General features: G+C 61.1%; 9 protein-coding genes and 1 other annotated feature. Of the genes, 6 read left to right on the top strand and 3 right to left on the bottom strand.

Features of this window, described 5'->3' with window-relative positions; genetic code table 11:
- Window positions 1–171 precede the first annotated feature (171 nt).
- From AC50YL_RS23555 to AC50YL_RS23540, 4 genes are all read left to right on the top strand, one after another.
- Window positions 172–1,077, top strand: coding sequence for a LysR family transcriptional regulator (locus tag AC50YL_RS23555; protein ID WP_494835130.1), 906 nt, complete (start codon window positions 172–174; stop codon window positions 1,075–1,077).
- Window positions 1,078–1,215: 138 nt separating this feature from the next.
- Window positions 1,216–3,522: a 5-methyltetrahydropteroyltriglutamate--homocysteine S-methyltransferase gene (metE, locus tag AC50YL_RS23550; RefSeq protein ID WP_494835300.1), complete on the top strand. Its 2,307-nt coding sequence runs from the start codon at window positions 1,216–1,218 to the stop codon at window positions 3,520–3,522.
- Window positions 3,523–3,789: 267 nt separating this feature from the next.
- Window positions 3,790–5,805, top strand: a complete 2,016-nt coding sequence (locus tag AC50YL_RS23545; protein WP_494835299.1) for a glutaminase family protein — start codon at window positions 3,790–3,792, stop codon at window positions 5,803–5,805.
- A gap of 175 nt (window positions 5,806–5,980) precedes the next feature.
- Entirely contained in the window at window positions 5,981–7,054 is a 1,074-nt protein-coding gene (locus AC50YL_RS23540; RefSeq protein WP_494835129.1) for a Gfo/Idh/MocA family protein, read from the top strand.
- A gap of 170 nt (window positions 7,055–7,224) precedes the next feature.
- Here AC50YL_RS23540 and tyrS read toward each other — a convergent pair whose 3' ends face one another.
- From tyrS to AC50YL_RS23525, 3 genes are all read right to left on the bottom strand, one after another.
- A complete protein-coding gene (gene tyrS / locus AC50YL_RS23535) occupies window positions 7,225–8,484 on the bottom strand; it encodes a tyrosine--tRNA ligase (protein ID WP_494835298.1) in 1,260 nt (419 codons plus the stop codon).
- 94 nt (window positions 8,485–8,578) lie between these two features.
- Window positions 8,579–8,825: a binding site (T-box leader), on the bottom strand.
- 120 nt (window positions 8,826–8,945) lie between these two features.
- Window positions 8,946–10,199, bottom strand: a complete 1,254-nt coding sequence (locus AC50YL_RS23530) for an MFS transporter (protein WP_494835128.1) — start codon at window positions 10,197–10,199, stop codon at window positions 8,946–8,948.
- 43 nt (window positions 10,200–10,242) lie between these two features.
- Window positions 10,243–11,916: a ribonuclease J gene (locus tag AC50YL_RS23525; protein WP_494835126.1), complete on the bottom strand. Its 1,674-nt coding sequence runs from the start codon at window positions 11,914–11,916 to the stop codon at window positions 10,243–10,245.
- 213 nt (window positions 11,917–12,129) lie between these two features.
- Here AC50YL_RS23525 and AC50YL_RS23520 point away from each other — a divergent pair, with 213 nt between their 5' ends.
- Together AC50YL_RS23520 and AC50YL_RS23515 are read left to right on the top strand one after the other, a co-directional pair.
- Window positions 12,130–12,747: a polysaccharide deacetylase family protein gene (locus AC50YL_RS23520; protein ID WP_494835124.1), complete on the top strand. Its 618-nt coding sequence runs from the start codon at window positions 12,130–12,132 to the stop codon at window positions 12,745–12,747.
- 334 nt (window positions 12,748–13,081) lie between these two features.
- Window positions 13,082–16,198 carry an S-layer homology domain-containing protein gene (locus AC50YL_RS23515; RefSeq protein ID WP_494835123.1) on the top strand — a complete coding sequence of 1,039 codons (3,117 nt, stop codon included), beginning with the start codon at window positions 13,082–13,084 and terminating at the stop codon, window positions 16,196–16,198.
- Window positions 16,199–16,221: the final 23 nt, after the last annotated feature.

Genomic DNA, 16,221 nt, shown 5'->3' with positions numbered 1-16,221 from the left:
TTCGCATATGGCGCGATCTGCAGGAACGGAAGCGTGCCGGTCGGCATGAACGAGTTTACCGCTTCCGCGGCCATTCATGCCGGCGGGCTGCACGGCTTCATGCGGCTTTATTCGTTTTGTGGTACGATGTTTGCAAAAAACGCACCGCGATGGGGCGAGGAGGTGTCTTCCGTGACGCTGCAGCAATTAAAATACATTATCGAGGTGGCGAACCGCGGATCGATCAACGAAGCGGCCAAGCGCTTGTTCATCTCGCAGCCCAGCCTGTCCAACGCGATCCGGGAATTGGAAGAGGAGATGGGGATCTCGATCTTCGAGCGCTCGAACAAGGGCATCGCATTATCCAAGGAAGGGGCCGAATTCCTCGGCTACGCCCGGCAGGTGATCGAGCAGGCCGAGCTGCTGGAGAGCCGCTACCTGAACGCCAAGCCTTCGCCGCAGCATTTCTCGGTATCGACGCAACATTACGCGTTCGCGGTGAACGCCTTCGTCAGCCTCGTGCAGGAACACGGCCAGGACGAATACGAGCTCGCGCTGCGCGAGACGAAGACGTACGAGATCATCGAGGACGTGAAGAGCATGCGCTCGGAGATCGGCATTCTGTATTTGAACGAGTTCAACGGTCAAGTGATCCGGAAACTCCTTCATGCCGCGGGCTTGCAGTTCACGAGCCTATTCACGGCCGAACCGCATGTGTTCATCAGCGTCCACAATCCGCTCGCCAAGCAGTCGATCGTCACCATCGAGCAGCTGCAGCAATATCCGTACCTATCGTTCGATCAGGGGGAGTACAACTCCTTTCACTTCGCGGAGGAGATCCTGAGCACGCTGGCGCACAAGAAGAGCATCCGCGTCCACGACCGGGCCACGCTGTTCAATTTGCTGATCGGCCTGAACGGCTACACGATCTCGACGGGCGTGCTCAGCTCCGATCTGAACGGCAACGAGATCATCCCGGTTCCGCTGGATTGCGAGGAGACGATCAACGTGGGCTGGATCAGTCCGCGCAATATGACGCTGTCGAAGCTCGGGGCGGCGTATATCGAGGCGCTTCACCGGGCAATCGCTGCCGTTTGAGGGATTCGGTATAGCTTTTGGCTATGGCTGGCAATAGATTATCGGAGTTACGCTATATCCGAGCAGGCATGATATCTTTCTTGTAACGAAGCTGCGACGGGATTTTGGCCCGGGACGCACGCAAAAGGAGAGATCATGATGGTGAAGAGCAGCGTACTGGGTTACCCTCGGATTGGAGCGGACCGGGAATGGAAGAAGGCGCTGGAGGCATATTGGTCCGGGCGAATCGGGGAGGCGGAGCTGCACGAGGCGCTGCGCGGCATTCGGCTGGCGCATTGGCGCAAGCAGCGCGATGCGGGCATCGATCTGATCCCCGTGAACGACTTCAGCTACTACGACCAGGTGCTGGATCATGCCGCGATGTTCGGGATCGTTCCGGAGCGGTTCGGGTATACCGCGCATGAAGGCGAATCGGTACCGCTGTCGGTGTACTATGGCATGGCCCGCGGCACGGCCGAGGCGACCGCTTCCGAGATGACCAAATGGTTCAATACGAACTACCATTATATCGTGCCGGAGCTTGGCGACAGCGTGCCCGTACTGACGGAGAACCGGCCGCTGGCCGCATACCGCGAGGCGAAGGAAACGCTGGGGATCGAAGGCAAGCCCGTCATCATCGGCCCGCTCACCTTCCTGAGACTGTCGAAGGGGTATGCCCCGCAGGAGGCCGACCTGTGGTTGAACAAGCTGCTGCCGCTCTACTTGCAGCTGCTGCGCGAGCTCGAACGCGAAGGGGTACGGTGGGTGCAGGTCGACGAGCCGATCGCGGTCACCGGTCTCAATGAAGACGAGCTGCGGCGGCTTCGCGCGGTCTATGAAGCCTTCGCCGCCGCGGCGCCGAAGCTGAACATCCTGCTGCAAACGTATTTCGAATCCGCCGAGCATTACGCCGTGCTGAAGGAGCTGCCCGTGCAGGGCATCGGCCTGGATTTCGTGCATGGCCGGGCCGCCAACGTCCAGGCGATTCGCGACCACGGCTTCCCGCAGGAAAAGGTGCTGGGCGCCGGTATCATCGACGGCCGGGGCATCTGGCGGGCGGCGCTCGGCGAGAAGCTGGCGCTGCTGGAAGAGCTGACGGCGTACGTTCCGCAGGAGAGACTCATCGTGCAAACCTCCTGCAGCCTGCTGCATGTGCCGGTGACGGCCAGCCGGGAGACCGAGCTGGCTCCGGTCCTGAAGGATGCGCTGGCCTTCGCGGACGAGAAGCTGGCAGAGCTCGTGCAGCTCACGTACGGCTTGAGCGGCCGCGCCGAAGCGTTCGCCCCCGAGTTTGCCGAGAGCGACCGGGCGATCCAAGCGCTGCGCGACTCCGCGGAGCGCAACCGCCTCGACGTGCTGCAGGCGGCGCGGCGGATCGCCGCCGAGCCGGCGGCGCGCTCGCTGCCATTCTCGGAGCGCCATCCGCTGCAGCAGCGGCATTGGCGGCTGCCGATCCTCCCGACGACGACGATCGGAAGCTTCCCGCAGTCGCCGGAGGTGCGCAAGGCGCGTCAATCGTGGCGCCGGGGAGAATGGAACCAGGCGGCCTACGAATCCTTCATCGACGCCGAGATCGATCGCTGGATCGCGCTGCAGGAGGAGATCGGCCTGGACGTGCTGGTTCACGGCGAATTCGAGCGGACCGACATGGTCGAGTTCTTCGGCGAGAAGCTGGCCGGGTTTGCGTTTACCGGGCATGGATGGGTGCAGTCCTACGGTTCCCGGTGCGTGAAGCCGCCCGTCATCTACGGCGACGTTGCTTATCTTGAACCGATGACGGTCCGCGAATCCCGCTATGCGCAGTCGAAGACGGCCAAGCCGGTGAAAGGGATGCTGACGGGACCGATCACGATCTTGAACTGGTCGTTCGCAAGGGAGGATCTGACGCGCGAGCAGATCGCCTATCAGATCGCTTACGCGCTCCGTCAGGAGGTGGAGGCGCTCGAGTCGGCGGGCATCGGCATGATTCAAGTGGACGAGCCGGCCGTTCGCGAGGGGCTGCCGCTCAAGCCGGCCGAACAGGCGGATTATCTTGCTTGGGCGGTCAAGGCGTTCCGGGCGGCGACAAGCACGGTCGCGGATACGACCCAGATCCACACGCATATGTGCTATTGCGAGTTCCACGACATGATTCCGTCCATCGAAGCGATGGATGCCGACGTCATCTCGATCGAGACCTCGCGCAGCCACGGCGAGCTGATCGAAAGCTTCGAGCATCACACGTATCCGCTCGGGATCGGGCTCGGCGTGTACGATATTCACAGTCCCCGCGTTCCGTCCGCGGCGGAGATGACGGCGATGATCGAGCGGGCGCTCCGCGTGCTGGATCCGCAGCTGTTCTGGATCAATCCCGACTGCGGCCTCAAGACGCGCGGCCTGCCGGAGACCGAGGCTTCGCTGCGCAACATGGTGGAAGCGACGGAACTTGCGCGCGCGAAGCATGCGGCGATCGTGCCCGCCGGCTGAGTAACGGGCGCCGCGAGTTAACTCGACCGATCGATATGGAAGACTTATGGATGGAGAGCGTACCGCGGCGGCGGCGCGCTCTTTTTTTGTAATTCTGCTCCCGCGATTTCCGCGCGATTCCCGTCCGCGAGTTCTTCGCGGCGCTTCCTGTCGGAGACCTCCCGATGTGCGGTCCCCTCGCCCGCCAGAAATGATAGATTGACATCTTTCGAATATAGGTAATAATATATACATATTATAAAAAACATATATCGAAAGCAGGTGCCCATCATCAGCACGCTTCGTCCCCCAGCCGTTCCCTTGGTAACCGTAGACCCTTATTTCAGCGTTTGGTCGACAGCCGACCGTCTCACGGACGATTTCACCCGTCATTGGACGGGACAGCGGCACGCCATGACCGGCTTGCTGCGCATCGACGGCGCCGTATGGCGATTTGCCGGGAAAGCGCAAGCCAAAGCCGAGCGTTATTACACCGAGCCGCCGGCCATGGAACAGACGAGCCTGACCGTGACGCCGCTCAGCACGATCTACGTGTTCGAAGCGGCCGGAACGGCCTTGACGGTTCGTTTCACCAGCCCGTTGCTGCTTGACGACCTCGACGTCTTGTCGAGGCCGGCGTCCTACGTCTCGTTCGCGCTTCAAAGCCTGGACGGCCGGCATCATGACGTTCAGCTGTATTTCGACGTCACCGGCGAGTGGTGCGTGGATCATCCCGGGCAGTCCGTCGTTCGCGCGCGGGAAGAAGCCGGGGAATGGTTTGCGCTCGGCCTGTCGCATGACCGGCAGGATTACCTGAACCGTTCCGGGGACGATCACCGCATCGACTGGGGGACGTTCTATTTGGCGGCCGCCAAGTCCGACCGGACCAGGGCGTTCGAGGGATCGGCCGAGCTGCGCAAGCATTTCGTCCGCAATGAGGAACTGAAGGAGCAAGCGTCGCCGCTCGGTACGCCCGCGATCGTCGCGGACGAGCAGCCGGTGATGGCGTTGGTGCACGATTTCGGCCGCGTAGCGGAGTCCCCTTCGGCGACGACGTTCGTTCTGGCTTACGACGACGTCTATGCCGTCGAATACTTCGGCGACAAGCTCCAGGCGTATTGGAAGCGAAACGGGCAAAGCGCCTCCGGGATGCTGGCCGTCGCTTTCTCCGAATACGAAGCGTTGACGGCGCGTTGCGCGGCATTCGACCGCCAGCTGCTCGAAGATGCAACCGCTTCCGGCGGGGCGAAATACGCGGATCTGCTCGCGCTGTCGTACCGGCAGGCGATCGCCGCCCACAAGCTGGTGACGGATAAGCAGGGCGAGCTGCTGTTCCTGTCCAAGGAATGCTACAGCAACGGCTGCATGGCTACGGTGGACGTCAGTTATCCTTCCGTGCCGTTGTTTCTCCTGTATCGGCCCGCGCTCGTCGAAGCGATGCTCCGGCCGATCCTGCGCTATGCGCAGAGCGACTTATGGCCGTTCGAATTCGCGCCGCACGACATCGGCCAATACCCGCTCGGCAACGGCCAAGTCTACAGCGACAACGCGATCGAAGGGCAAATGCCCGTCGAGGAATGCGGCAATATGCTCATCATGGCGGCTGCCGTTTGCTTGACAGGAGGCAAGTCTGCCTATCTGCTCGGACATATGGAACTGTTGAAGCAGTGGGCGGATTACTTGGCGGAGCATGGCTTGGATCCCGAAAACCAGCTGTGCACCGACGATTTCGCCGGGCATCTGGCGCGCAATGCGAACTTGTCCGTCAAGGCGGTCATGGGCGTGGCGAGCTACTCGATTCTCGCCGGACTGCAAGGCGACCCGGATGAGGAAGCCGCGTACAGCAAGCTCGCGCAGGAGATGGCGGCGCAATGGGAGAAGCTGGCGGACGACGGCGAGCACACGAAGCTCGCGTTCGGACACGAGGGAAGCTGGAGCTTGAAATACAATCTGATCTGGGACGTCTTGTTCGGAACGAAGCTGTTCGGGGCAGAGACGCTGCGCCAGGAGACGGCGTGGTACCTGAAGCGCGGCAACGTATACGGCACGCCGTTGGACAGCAGGGCGACCTATACGAAATCCGATTGGGTGATATGGTCGGCCGCGCTTGCGGAGGAACGGAGCGATTTCATCGCGCTCATGGAGCCGATTTGGACCATGCTGAACGAAACGCCGGACCGCGTGCCGTTCTCGGATTGGACGGATACCCTCACGGCCCGGCAGCTCAACTTCCAGCATCGAAGCGTCGTCGGGGGGATATTCATGAAGCTGCTGCGAGACAAGGAGATACTGCTCCGCTCTTGATCGGAGAGAATGCCCCGCGAGGCGCGGCGGCGCATGATGGCCGTCAACCTCATCCGATACTCGCGAACCTCCGACGCTTCGCCTATCGTTAGAGCGCTGCCAAAATATGCTATAGTGAATCTAGCAGATTTGCGGTTCATGACGCGCTGACGCCAACGAGAAGGGAAGAGGTAGAGTGGGAAAATTCAATTTCGGCATCATCGGCCATGGCTGGAGGGCGGATTTCTATCTCCGCATCGCGCGGGAGCTGCCCGAGCTGTTCGGCGTCAGCCGGATGCTCGTTCGTCGCGAGGAGACGGCCGCGGCACTTCGCGCGGCTTGGGGCGTGGAGACCTTTCACGACCTGGATTCGTTTCTCGCGGACGCGGAGCTGGCGTTCGTCGTCGTCTCCGTGCCCTGGGAGACCTGTCCGGTCTATATCCGCGAGCTGTCCGCGCGAGGCGTTCCGGTCTTGGCGGAAACGCCGCCCGCGCCGGATCTGGCGGGATTGACCGAACTGTACGAGGCGGTAGGAAGCGGGGCGAAGGTCCAAGTGGCCGAGCAGCTCCTGTTCCAGCCCATGCATGCGGCGCGGATCGCGCTGTCGCGGTCGGGCAGGCTCGGCGACGTGACGCAGGCGCAAGTATCGGCCGCGCACGGCTATCATGGCATCAGCCTGATCCGTCAGCTGATGAACGTGCGCTTCGAGGAAGCCGTCGTGACGGGGCAGCGCTTCGTCTCCCCGATCGTGCAGGGACCGGGCAGGGAAGGCCCGCCGAAGGAAGAGCTCCTGAAGGATTCCGCGCAGGATATCGTCACGCTCCGTTTCGGCGACAAGCTGGGCTTGCTCGACTTCACGGGCGATCAATATTTCTCGTGGATCCGCCGCGAACGGATGCTCGTCCGGGGATCGCGGGGCGAGATTCAAGGCGACGAGGCCGCCTGGCTGGAGGATTTCCGTACGCCGGTCGTCACGAAGCTGCGGCGCATCGACAACGGGTTCGACGGCAATATCCTCGGCTTTAATTACAGCGGCATCCTGCTCGGCTCGGAGTGGCTGTACCGCAATCCGTTCGTGCCCGGCCGCTTGACGGACGACGAGATCGCGATCGCGACGTCCCTGGTCAAGATGGGCGAGTACGTCGCGGGCGGACCGTCCTTCTACAGCTTGGCGGAAGCTTCGCAGGACCATTATTTGAGCATGCTGATGGATCGGTCCATCGCGGAAGGCAGAACGATCGTCTCCGAACGGCAGGTCTGGCATTCCTGACCGGCTTCGCGGTTGCGAGGCAAGATGATCTGCAAGATCGCAAAATCACGCAAAAAAAGCCCCCGACGTTTTAGTCGGGGGCTTTTCGCGCTGCTTTCCAACTCGAGACGATTCGGCGCGCTCGGAGGCGGAGTTCATCCTGTGGATGGATTCCGCTACGGCGTTGACGCCTACTCGAAACGTACGCCCGAGTAGTTCTTTTTGCCGCGTCGGAGGATCAGGTACTTGCCGTGGAGCCGCTGGTCTTGGCCGATCACGGTGTCGATGCCCGATTGCTTGACGCCGTTCACGTAGACCGCGCCGCTTTCGATATCCTGACGGGCCTGCCGTTTGGACGGGGCCAGGTTCGCCGCGACGAGCAGGTCGATCAGCAGGGCGCCGTCTTCCTCCTTCACGACGGCGCTGGCCATATCCTGCATGGCCTCGAGCAGCTCGTCTTCGCCGAGCGCGGACACGTCGCCGGAGAAGAGCGATTGCGTGATCTTCTCCACGCTCTCCACGGCTTCCGGGCCATGCACGATGCGGGTCACTTCGCGCGCGAGCGTCTTCTGGGCGATGCGTTTCTCGGGGCTGGCCTGCAGCTCGGCTTCCAGCGCCGCGATCTCATCCCGGGAGAGGAAGGTGAAGTATTTGAGGAAGCGCACGACGTCGGCATCGTCCGTATTGAGCCAGAACTGATAGAACTGGTAGGCGGTCGTCTTGTTCCGGTCGAGCCAGACGGCGCCGGATTCCGACTTGCCGAATTTCTTGCCGTCGCTCTTGGTCACCAGGGGCATCGTCATCCCGAAGGCTTCGCCGCCGCCCATCTTGCCGATCAGGTCGAGCCCCGCCGTGATGTTGCCCCATTGGTCGCTGCCGCCGATCTGCAGCGAGCAGCCGTATTCCTCGTGCAGCTTGTGGAAGTCGTACGATTGCAGGATCATGTAGCTGAACTCCGTGAACGAAATGCCGTTCGCGAGGCGCGAGTCGACCGAATCCTTCGCCAGCATGTAGTTGACCGTGAAGTGCTTGCCGACATCGCGCAGGAACGAGATGACGTCGAGCGGCGCGATCCAGTCGTAATTGCTGATCAGCCGGGCCGGGTTCTCCGGCGCTTCGAAGTCGAGGAACCGGGAAAGCTGGCGTTTCAGGCTGTCCGTCCAGGCGGCGACGGTCTCCGGACCGTTCAGGGAACGTTCGCTCGAGCGGCCGCTCGGATCGCCGATCAGGCCCGTTCCCCCGCCGACGAGCGCGATGGAGCGGTGTCCGGCTTGCTGGAAGCGGACGAGGGTCAAGATGGGAAGCAAGCTTCCGATATGCAGGCTGTCGGCGGTCGGATCGAATCCGCAATAAAGCACGACCCGCTCCGAAGCCAGCTTCTCGCTTAATTTCTCGCGGTTCGTCACTTGATGCAGAAGGCCGCGGTATTCCAGTTCATCCAGCACGTCCAGCCCGGCATTGCCGCCGGCCGTCGTCGTTGTCATCACAGCTCACCTCTATCGTAGATTCCGACACAATAACAAAAGAGACCCGACCCTGTCTACAGACAGGGACGAGTCATCGTGGTACCACCCTAGTTGAGCTTGGCGCATCCCGAAAGGGACGGACCGTGCTCCGCTCGAACCAGATAACGGCTGGTTACCGTCCCGCCCTTCCGCGCGGCATGACCGCCGGGTTCGGACGAAGACGCTCCGGGACGTAATTCGCGTTCGATCGCATGCCGGCTCGCACCAACCGCCGGTTCTCTGCAATGCATTATCGCACGCTACTGGATTCCCATCATCGCAATTCCATGTGTCGATTCAGGTTATAACATTTTTGCGGACAAGTGTCAATTCCCCAAAGGAAAATCGATATGGGCAGCGGTCCCCGTTTGGTTCGGATTCCCCGGCTAGCCGCCGGCAACGGTTGGTCAGGAGGCCCGGGCGGCGGGCTCGGCGTTGCGGCCAGGCTTCGGCTTTCCCGGTTTGACGCCCCAGACGGCCAAGACCGCGCAGAGCAAGGCGCAGCCCGAGAACAGGTAAAACAAAATCGTCTCGCTCTTCGTCAGCACCGAACCGACCAGCGGTCCGGCCGCGACGCCGATGAACCGCGCGCTGCTGTACAACGAGGTGATCGTGCCCCGCTCCTCCTTCTCGATGCCTTCGGTGATGAGGGCATCCAGACTGGGCAGTACCAGTCCGATGCCGACGCCGCTGACGAACATCGAAGAGAGGAGAAACCAAAGCGCCTTCGTGTTCACCAGTCCGCACAAGATCATGGCCGCCGTCAGCAGGAGCAGTCCGACGACGCTGAATATCTTCATCCGCCGTTTGTTTTCGCCGACGATTTTACCCGTAACGAACGAAGCAATGCAAATCGCGCTGAGCGGGATGGCCAGGAGGAGCCCTTTGACGATGCCGTCAATGCCGTAGTGATCCTCCAGCACGGAGGACAAGTAATACAGGAAGCCGAACGTGATGAACATCGCGATTCCGCCGATGGCGAAAATCGCGTACAGCCAGCGCTTCCGGGCAAGCAGAGACTTCAGGCTGACGGCAAAAGCCCGGATGCTTCGATCGCTTTGATCGGTTTTTTCCGGTTTCTTCTTCTTCGGAGTTTTTACCAGAAAGGCGACCGAAAGGACGGAAACCGCCGAGATGACGGGGATGACGGCGAACGGCATGTACCAAATGATCAAGGCCAGCGCCGAACCCAGCACGGGACTGAGCACCTTGCCGAACGTATTGGCGGTCTCGATCATGCCAAGTCCGCTGCTGACCTCCTCCTCGCGCTTGAACATATCCCCGATCAACGGAAGCACGATGGGGAACGCCCCGGCGGCCCCGATGCCTTGGACGAAGCGGCCCGCCAGGATCAGCCAATAGCCGCCCGGTCCCATCAGCCAAACGGCCAGGCTTGAGATGACGCCCCCGATCGCCGCGATGGAGAGGCCGATCAGAATCACGAGCTTGCGGCCGAAACGGTCGGAGAGATAGCCGGCGATCGGAATGCAGACGATGGATACGCCCGCATAGACCGTAATGATGAGGCTTGTCTGCATGGCGCTTATTTTCAACTTTCGCTGCATCAAGGGCAGGATCGGAATCAGCATGGAGTTGGCCAGCGTCATCACGAGCGGAATGGAAGATAATGCGGCTAAATCCCATTTCTTTTTCTCTGTCACCACAGAATCTCCTTTTGGGCCTGAATCGAGGATCCGGCTGAAGCTAGACTTGAATAATGATCGGCAGGATCATCGGTCTTCGTTTGGTGTAGGTATACAGGAATTTGCCCACGTCGTCCTTGATGGCCTGCTTGTAGGCGCCCCATTGGTTGGTCTTCGGCTGCTGCAGCTGCGTGACGGCATTTAAAGCGATCCGCTGCACTTCTTCGAGCAGGCCTTCCGACTCCCGGACGTAGACGAAGCCCCGCGAGATCACGTCGGGTCCGGACGTCACCTTGCCGTCCGATTTGGCGATGGACAGCACGAGGATCAGGATGCCGTCCTCGGACAGAACCTTGCGGTCCCGCAGGACGACGTTGCCGACATCGCCGATGCCGAGGCCGTCGACGAGGGTATTCCCGTTCGCGACCTTGCGCTCCTGGCGGGCTTCGCCGTCCGTGAAATCGACGACGTCCCCGTTGTTGACGATGAATGTATGGCCGGGTTCCACGCCGACGGCCTCGGCCAATAACCGGTGCTGGTGCAGCATGCGGAACTCGCCGTGAATGGGAATGAAATACTTCGGCTTCATCAGCGTAAGCATAAGCTTCAGCTCTTCCTGGCTTGCATGCCCGGAGACGTGCATGCCCGTGACCGTACCGGGGCCGTAGATCACGTTCGCCCGCCGTTCGAACAGATTGTCCACGATGCGCGCGACGTTCCGCTCGTTGCCGGGGATGGGCGAAGCGGCAAGGATGACCGTGTCGCCCGGCGAGACGCCGATCTGACGGTGGCTGCCGCTCGCCAATCGGGCCAGCGCCGCCAGCGGCTCGCCCTGGCTGCCCGTGCAGAGCACGGCGATCTGCCGCGGCGAGAGCCGGTTCACGTCCGAGGGCTCCACGAGCATGCCGTCCGGCAGACGCAGATAGCCGAGCGAAGACGCGATGGTCACGACGTTGACCATGCTTCTGCCCAGCAGGCAGATCTTGCGGCCGACCTTGTCCGCGGCATCGATGACCTGCTGCACGCGGTGAACGTTGGAGGCGAACGTAGCCAGGAAGATTTTCCCCTCGGCCTTGACGAACTCCTCCTCGATGTGCGCGCCGACGAGACGCTCCGAGGGGGTAAAGCCAGGCCGTTCGGCGTTCGTGCTCTCGGAGAGGAGGGCGAGCACGCCGTTCTTCCCGATGTCGGCCATCTTATGGATGTCGGCATGCTGCCCGTTAACGGGCGTCAGATCGAATTTGAAGTCCCCCGTGTGGACGACCGTTCCCTGCGGGGTGTGAAAGGCGACGCCGAGACAATCCGGGATGCTGTGATTCGTGCCGAAGAAGCGAACCTGCACGTCGCCGAAGATCAGCTCGCTGCCCGAGTCGATCTGATGCAGCCGGGTGGAGCCGAGCAGCCCGTATTCCCTGAGCTTGCCCTGAATGAGCCCCAAGGTCAACCGCGTCGCGTAGATCGGCAGGTTCAGCTGCTTGATGATGAAGGGAATGCCGCCGATGTGGTCCTCATGGCCGTGGGTGACGATCAGCGCTTTGACGCGGTCCCGATTCTCGAGCAAGAAAGCGATGTCGGGGATGATGACGTCGATGCCCAATAAGCTTTCGTCGGGAAATTTGGAACCGCAGTCGATGACGAGAATGTCGTCGTTGTATTGCAGGACGTACATGTTTTTGCCGATTTCGTTCACGCCGCCGAGGGCGACGATCGAAAGCCTGTCCGCTGTCCGCTTCATTTCTTGAAACTCCTTTCGCCGGAAGGGCTTGCCGGGTCCGTTCATGCCGTGGAAATCTTGAATAATGTTTCTCGGGAGAGAGAAAATTATCCATCGCCGCGGTCGAATCGCGCAAATTTTGGTATAATTAGATAACGCTTTCAAACGCATGCGCGCCAATGGAACCGCAGCCGCAATCGCGGCAATCCAGATTTCCGAAGGGAGCTTGACCGGATGTCAGAAATGATTCATGCCGTGCAAACCGCAAGCAAAGCCATCGCCGTCACGTTCGACGACGGCCCGAACACGGAATACACGCGGAAGACCGCGGATATGTTCAACGCCGTGGCGGGCAAAGCCACGTTCTTCATGATCGGAGAGAAGATCGAAGCCCACCCGGAGTTCGTGCGGGACATTCACGGCGAAGGGCACGAGATCGGCAACCATTCGTATTCGCATCCGTTCCTCACCCGAATCGGCGGCGATGAAGCGTTCGCCGAATTGGCGCGGACGGACAAGCTGATCGAACAGGCCACGGGCAGCCGAACGGCCGTGTTCCGCGCGCCGTACCTGGACAGCAACGAGGAGACGCTCGCCATCGCCGACCGGTTCGGATACAGTTCGATCGGCGCGCTGAACCTCGATACGCGCGATTGGGAGATGCCCGGCACGGATTACATCCTGGAGCGCACGCGGGATCATATCCGCGACGGCGCTATCCTGTTGTTCCACGACGGCTCGGGCGACCGTTCCCAGACGATGGAAGCGATTCGCATTCTGCTGGACAAGCTGACGTCGGAGGGCTACGAGCTGGTCACGGTCAGCGAGCTGCTGGCGCGGCGCAGCCGCTAGATTCCAATCGAAGGACGCAATCGCGGAGGCGGCAACCGACTTCGCGGGAGCGGGCTGCTTCGGCTCGCGCTTAGTCCGAACCGGCGTAAGCAAGGCCGAATACCGGAATCGCGCAAGCAAGACAAGACCTCTTGCCTTCTCATGAAGGGAGGGGTCTTGTCTCGTTTTCTTTTCTGATTATCGGTGTATTGACGAGGCCCGAACGGGCGCCGTAGCAGGATTCGCCGCGGAACGCTGCCAAAGATTAGTAATTTTTCATAGTTCGAACCTCTCATTTCGCCGAACGGCTGCGAATTTTATAATAGAATTATCGTTCAGTATGAGAGGAGTCGATATGAAAAAATTTACGATCGCGTTCGCGGCGGCGATTGCGCTTGCCGCATTGCCCGGCGTGGATGCCGATGCCTTGACGTCGGAATTCAAAGACATTCCTGCCACAAGCCCGTACCTGGCTTACATTAGCGACCTGAAGGCGCTCGGCGTCGTGGACGGCGTCTCCGAGGGGCTGTTCGGCCCGGAACAGACGCTGACCCGCGCGCAGTTCGCCAAGCTGATGTCGCTTGCTTTTCAGTTGAAGGATAACGGCGGCCAAGCGCCGTTCGCGGACGTCCGGGATCACTGGGCCGCCGCGTACGTGCGCGCCGCTTTTCAAGCGGGGATCGTGGAGGGCACTACCGCCACGACCTTCTCGCCCAATGCCCCGGTCAAGCGCGAGGAAGCATCCGCCATGGTCTGGCGCTATGCCAAACAGAAGGGGCTTGCTCCGGGCGCCGCGCTGAATTACGGCGACCAGCCGGATGCATGGGCGACGGAAGGGATCAACGGCATCATCGCCCATGGCTGGCACGGAGTTGACGCCGTGCAAACGGCCGGCCAATGGTCGTACCGGCCGCAGGCGCAGATGACCCGCCAGGAATCGGCCGCCTTGATCGATCTGGCGATGAAGGACATTCCCGGCAGCCTGACGGAGCCCGTGAAGCCGAAACCTCCGGCATCCGCCAACGGCGTGAGCGCGGGCCTGCCTTCGGGCGCCGTCACGTACGGCAGCATGGTGGTCTTGACCGCGTCCAAGCCCGAGGCGACCGTCTATTACACGACGGATGGCAGCGATCCGCGAAAATCCGCCACCCGCAAGCACTATGTCTCGCCGATCAAGGTGCTCGGCGCGCTGCAATTGCGGACCTGCGCCGTGTACCACCCGACCGCCGAGAGCACCGTGGTCAGCGAAGTCGCCATTTACCGCTATACGTTGACCGGTACGGGAGGACCCAAAGGCGGACTGAACGATCCGCTCTCCGACTATAAGCAATTGTTCAATCGTTCGAACGTCTACGTCGCGACCGATCATCCCACCTACTTCGGCGACGATGCGAAACGCATCGCCCGCGCGTCGACGGCTTCGGGAAGCGTGATTTACCATACGGGCTACGACATCACGTCCTTTCAGACCTCCAGTTACTTCTTCACCGGCATCGATAAGCAGAAGAACCGCTACTACGCCTCGAAGGACGGCAAGGCGTATACGGAAGTGACCGCCAACTCTTATCCGGTCGGCAATCCGGCAGGCAATTGGCTGCAGTACGTCGACGAGGCCCTATCGCTGCCGGCGAAGACCCGTTACCTGAAAATCGAACTGCGCGGCACCGCCCAGTCCTGGTCGCCGCAATTGTCCGGCGTGCTGATCAATCGCGGCACCGCGTCCGTCGACATCAAGCAGACGCGCAGCGCGGGTTCGCTTCAGGTCGCGTTGTCCACGGCTTCGACGGGGGCCAGGGTCTACTACCGCAAGGACGGCGCCGCGAAGTTCGAGCTCTACGCGCAGCCGATCCAGCTCACCGGATATACGGTGCTTGAAGCATACGCCGTCAAGGACGGCAGGGAACCGAGTCCCATCCGCAAATACAAGCTTAACGGGAGCAGCGATTTCACGGTCGACGCTTACGGTCAGATGGCCGCCGCGAATTTCCCGGAGAAGGTGACCGGCGATCAGGAGCTGAAGGCGGACGCCGCAGCGGACGCCTCGTACTACGGCGGCCTGCATCCGACCGCGAAGCTGGATAGCTACGGCGGTCTCGCCGGCAGCGCGGCCGAATACGGCATCAAAGGCACCGGTTACTTCGCGATCCAGCAGCTCGGCAGCCGCAAAGTGATGAAGACGCCGGACGGCGACATCTTCTTCAGCCTGGGGATGAACGGCATCCATGAAGACGAGACCTACACGGTGGTCAAGGGCCGCGAGGAAGCGTTCGAATCGATCCCGGCCTACGAAGGAGCGTACAAGCCGGCGTACATTACGCCCGATCATGGCAGCTTCTCGTTCTACATGGCAAACAAGTACAAGAAAACCGGCACGTTCCCGACGGACAGCTCCTTCTACGCGGAAGCGGTGGGACGGCTGAAAAAATGGGGCTTCAACAGCGCCGGGGGCTATTCGCCCGAGCAATACGGCGCGGCGAACAAATTCCCTTACGTGCGGATGCTTCCGATCGACATGAACTGGGCGAGGCTGGACGGGATCTCGATCTTCGATATTTTCGCGCCCGGCGCCGAAGCCAAGCTCGACCAAGCGTTCGCGGCGGCGGTCAAGCCGAACAAGAACGACAAGATGCTGATCGGGTACTTCATGGGCAACGAATACGATTTCCATAAATTCTATTCCGACGTGCCGAAGCTGAAGGCCAGCAAGGCTGCGATCAAAGGCCGTCTGGTGAAAATGCTCCAGGACAAGTACCAGAAAATCGCGGCCTTCAACGCCAGCTGGGGAACAAGCTTCGCTTCCTTCAACGACTTGCGGGAAGCCGAGCTTCCGATCAGCACGTCGGCCTCGTGGCAGGATATGGACACGTTCTTCCGGTATTACCTCGACACGTTCTACGGGACGGTATCGCGCATCTACCGCAAATACGATCCGAACCATCTCCTGCTCGGGGACCGCTGGATCACGACCTCGTTCCACAATGCGAAGTTCCGCGACGTGATGGCGGAGGTGGAAGGGAAGTATTCGGACGTCATCAGCATCAACTACTACTCCTACAAGATCGAGAGCGATCTGCTGCAGGACGTGTACGAGAAATCGGGCGGCAAGCCGATCCTCATGAGCGAGTTCGGTTACGGCACCGCGGAGCAGGGGCTCGCGCCGCTGCTGCCCAACGCGGCCGTGAACCAGTTCCAGCGGGGCATGCGCTACCGGAATTACGTGGAGGGCGTTGCCGGCTTGGGATACGTCGTAGGCGCCCATTGGTTCAATTACGTGGACCAAGCCGCGCTCGGACGGTATTGGCAGGGAGCCGGCGATTGGGCGGAGCATTATAATTCGGGCGTGCTGAACGTCGCCGACCGTCCGTACAAGTCGTTCCTGACGGGCGTCATGCAGTCCAATTACGACATTTACGACGTGCTGCTCGGGAAGCGGGCGAAATTCTATTACGATTTCAACTCAACCAGCGGTTGATATCGCGTCTGCAGGCATGGCCG

This window comes from Paenibacillus sp. J22P277, from assembly GCF_059383675.1.
The sequence above is the reverse complement of the archived record's forward strand: the minus strand, read 5'-3'. Positions and strand labels throughout refer to the sequence as shown.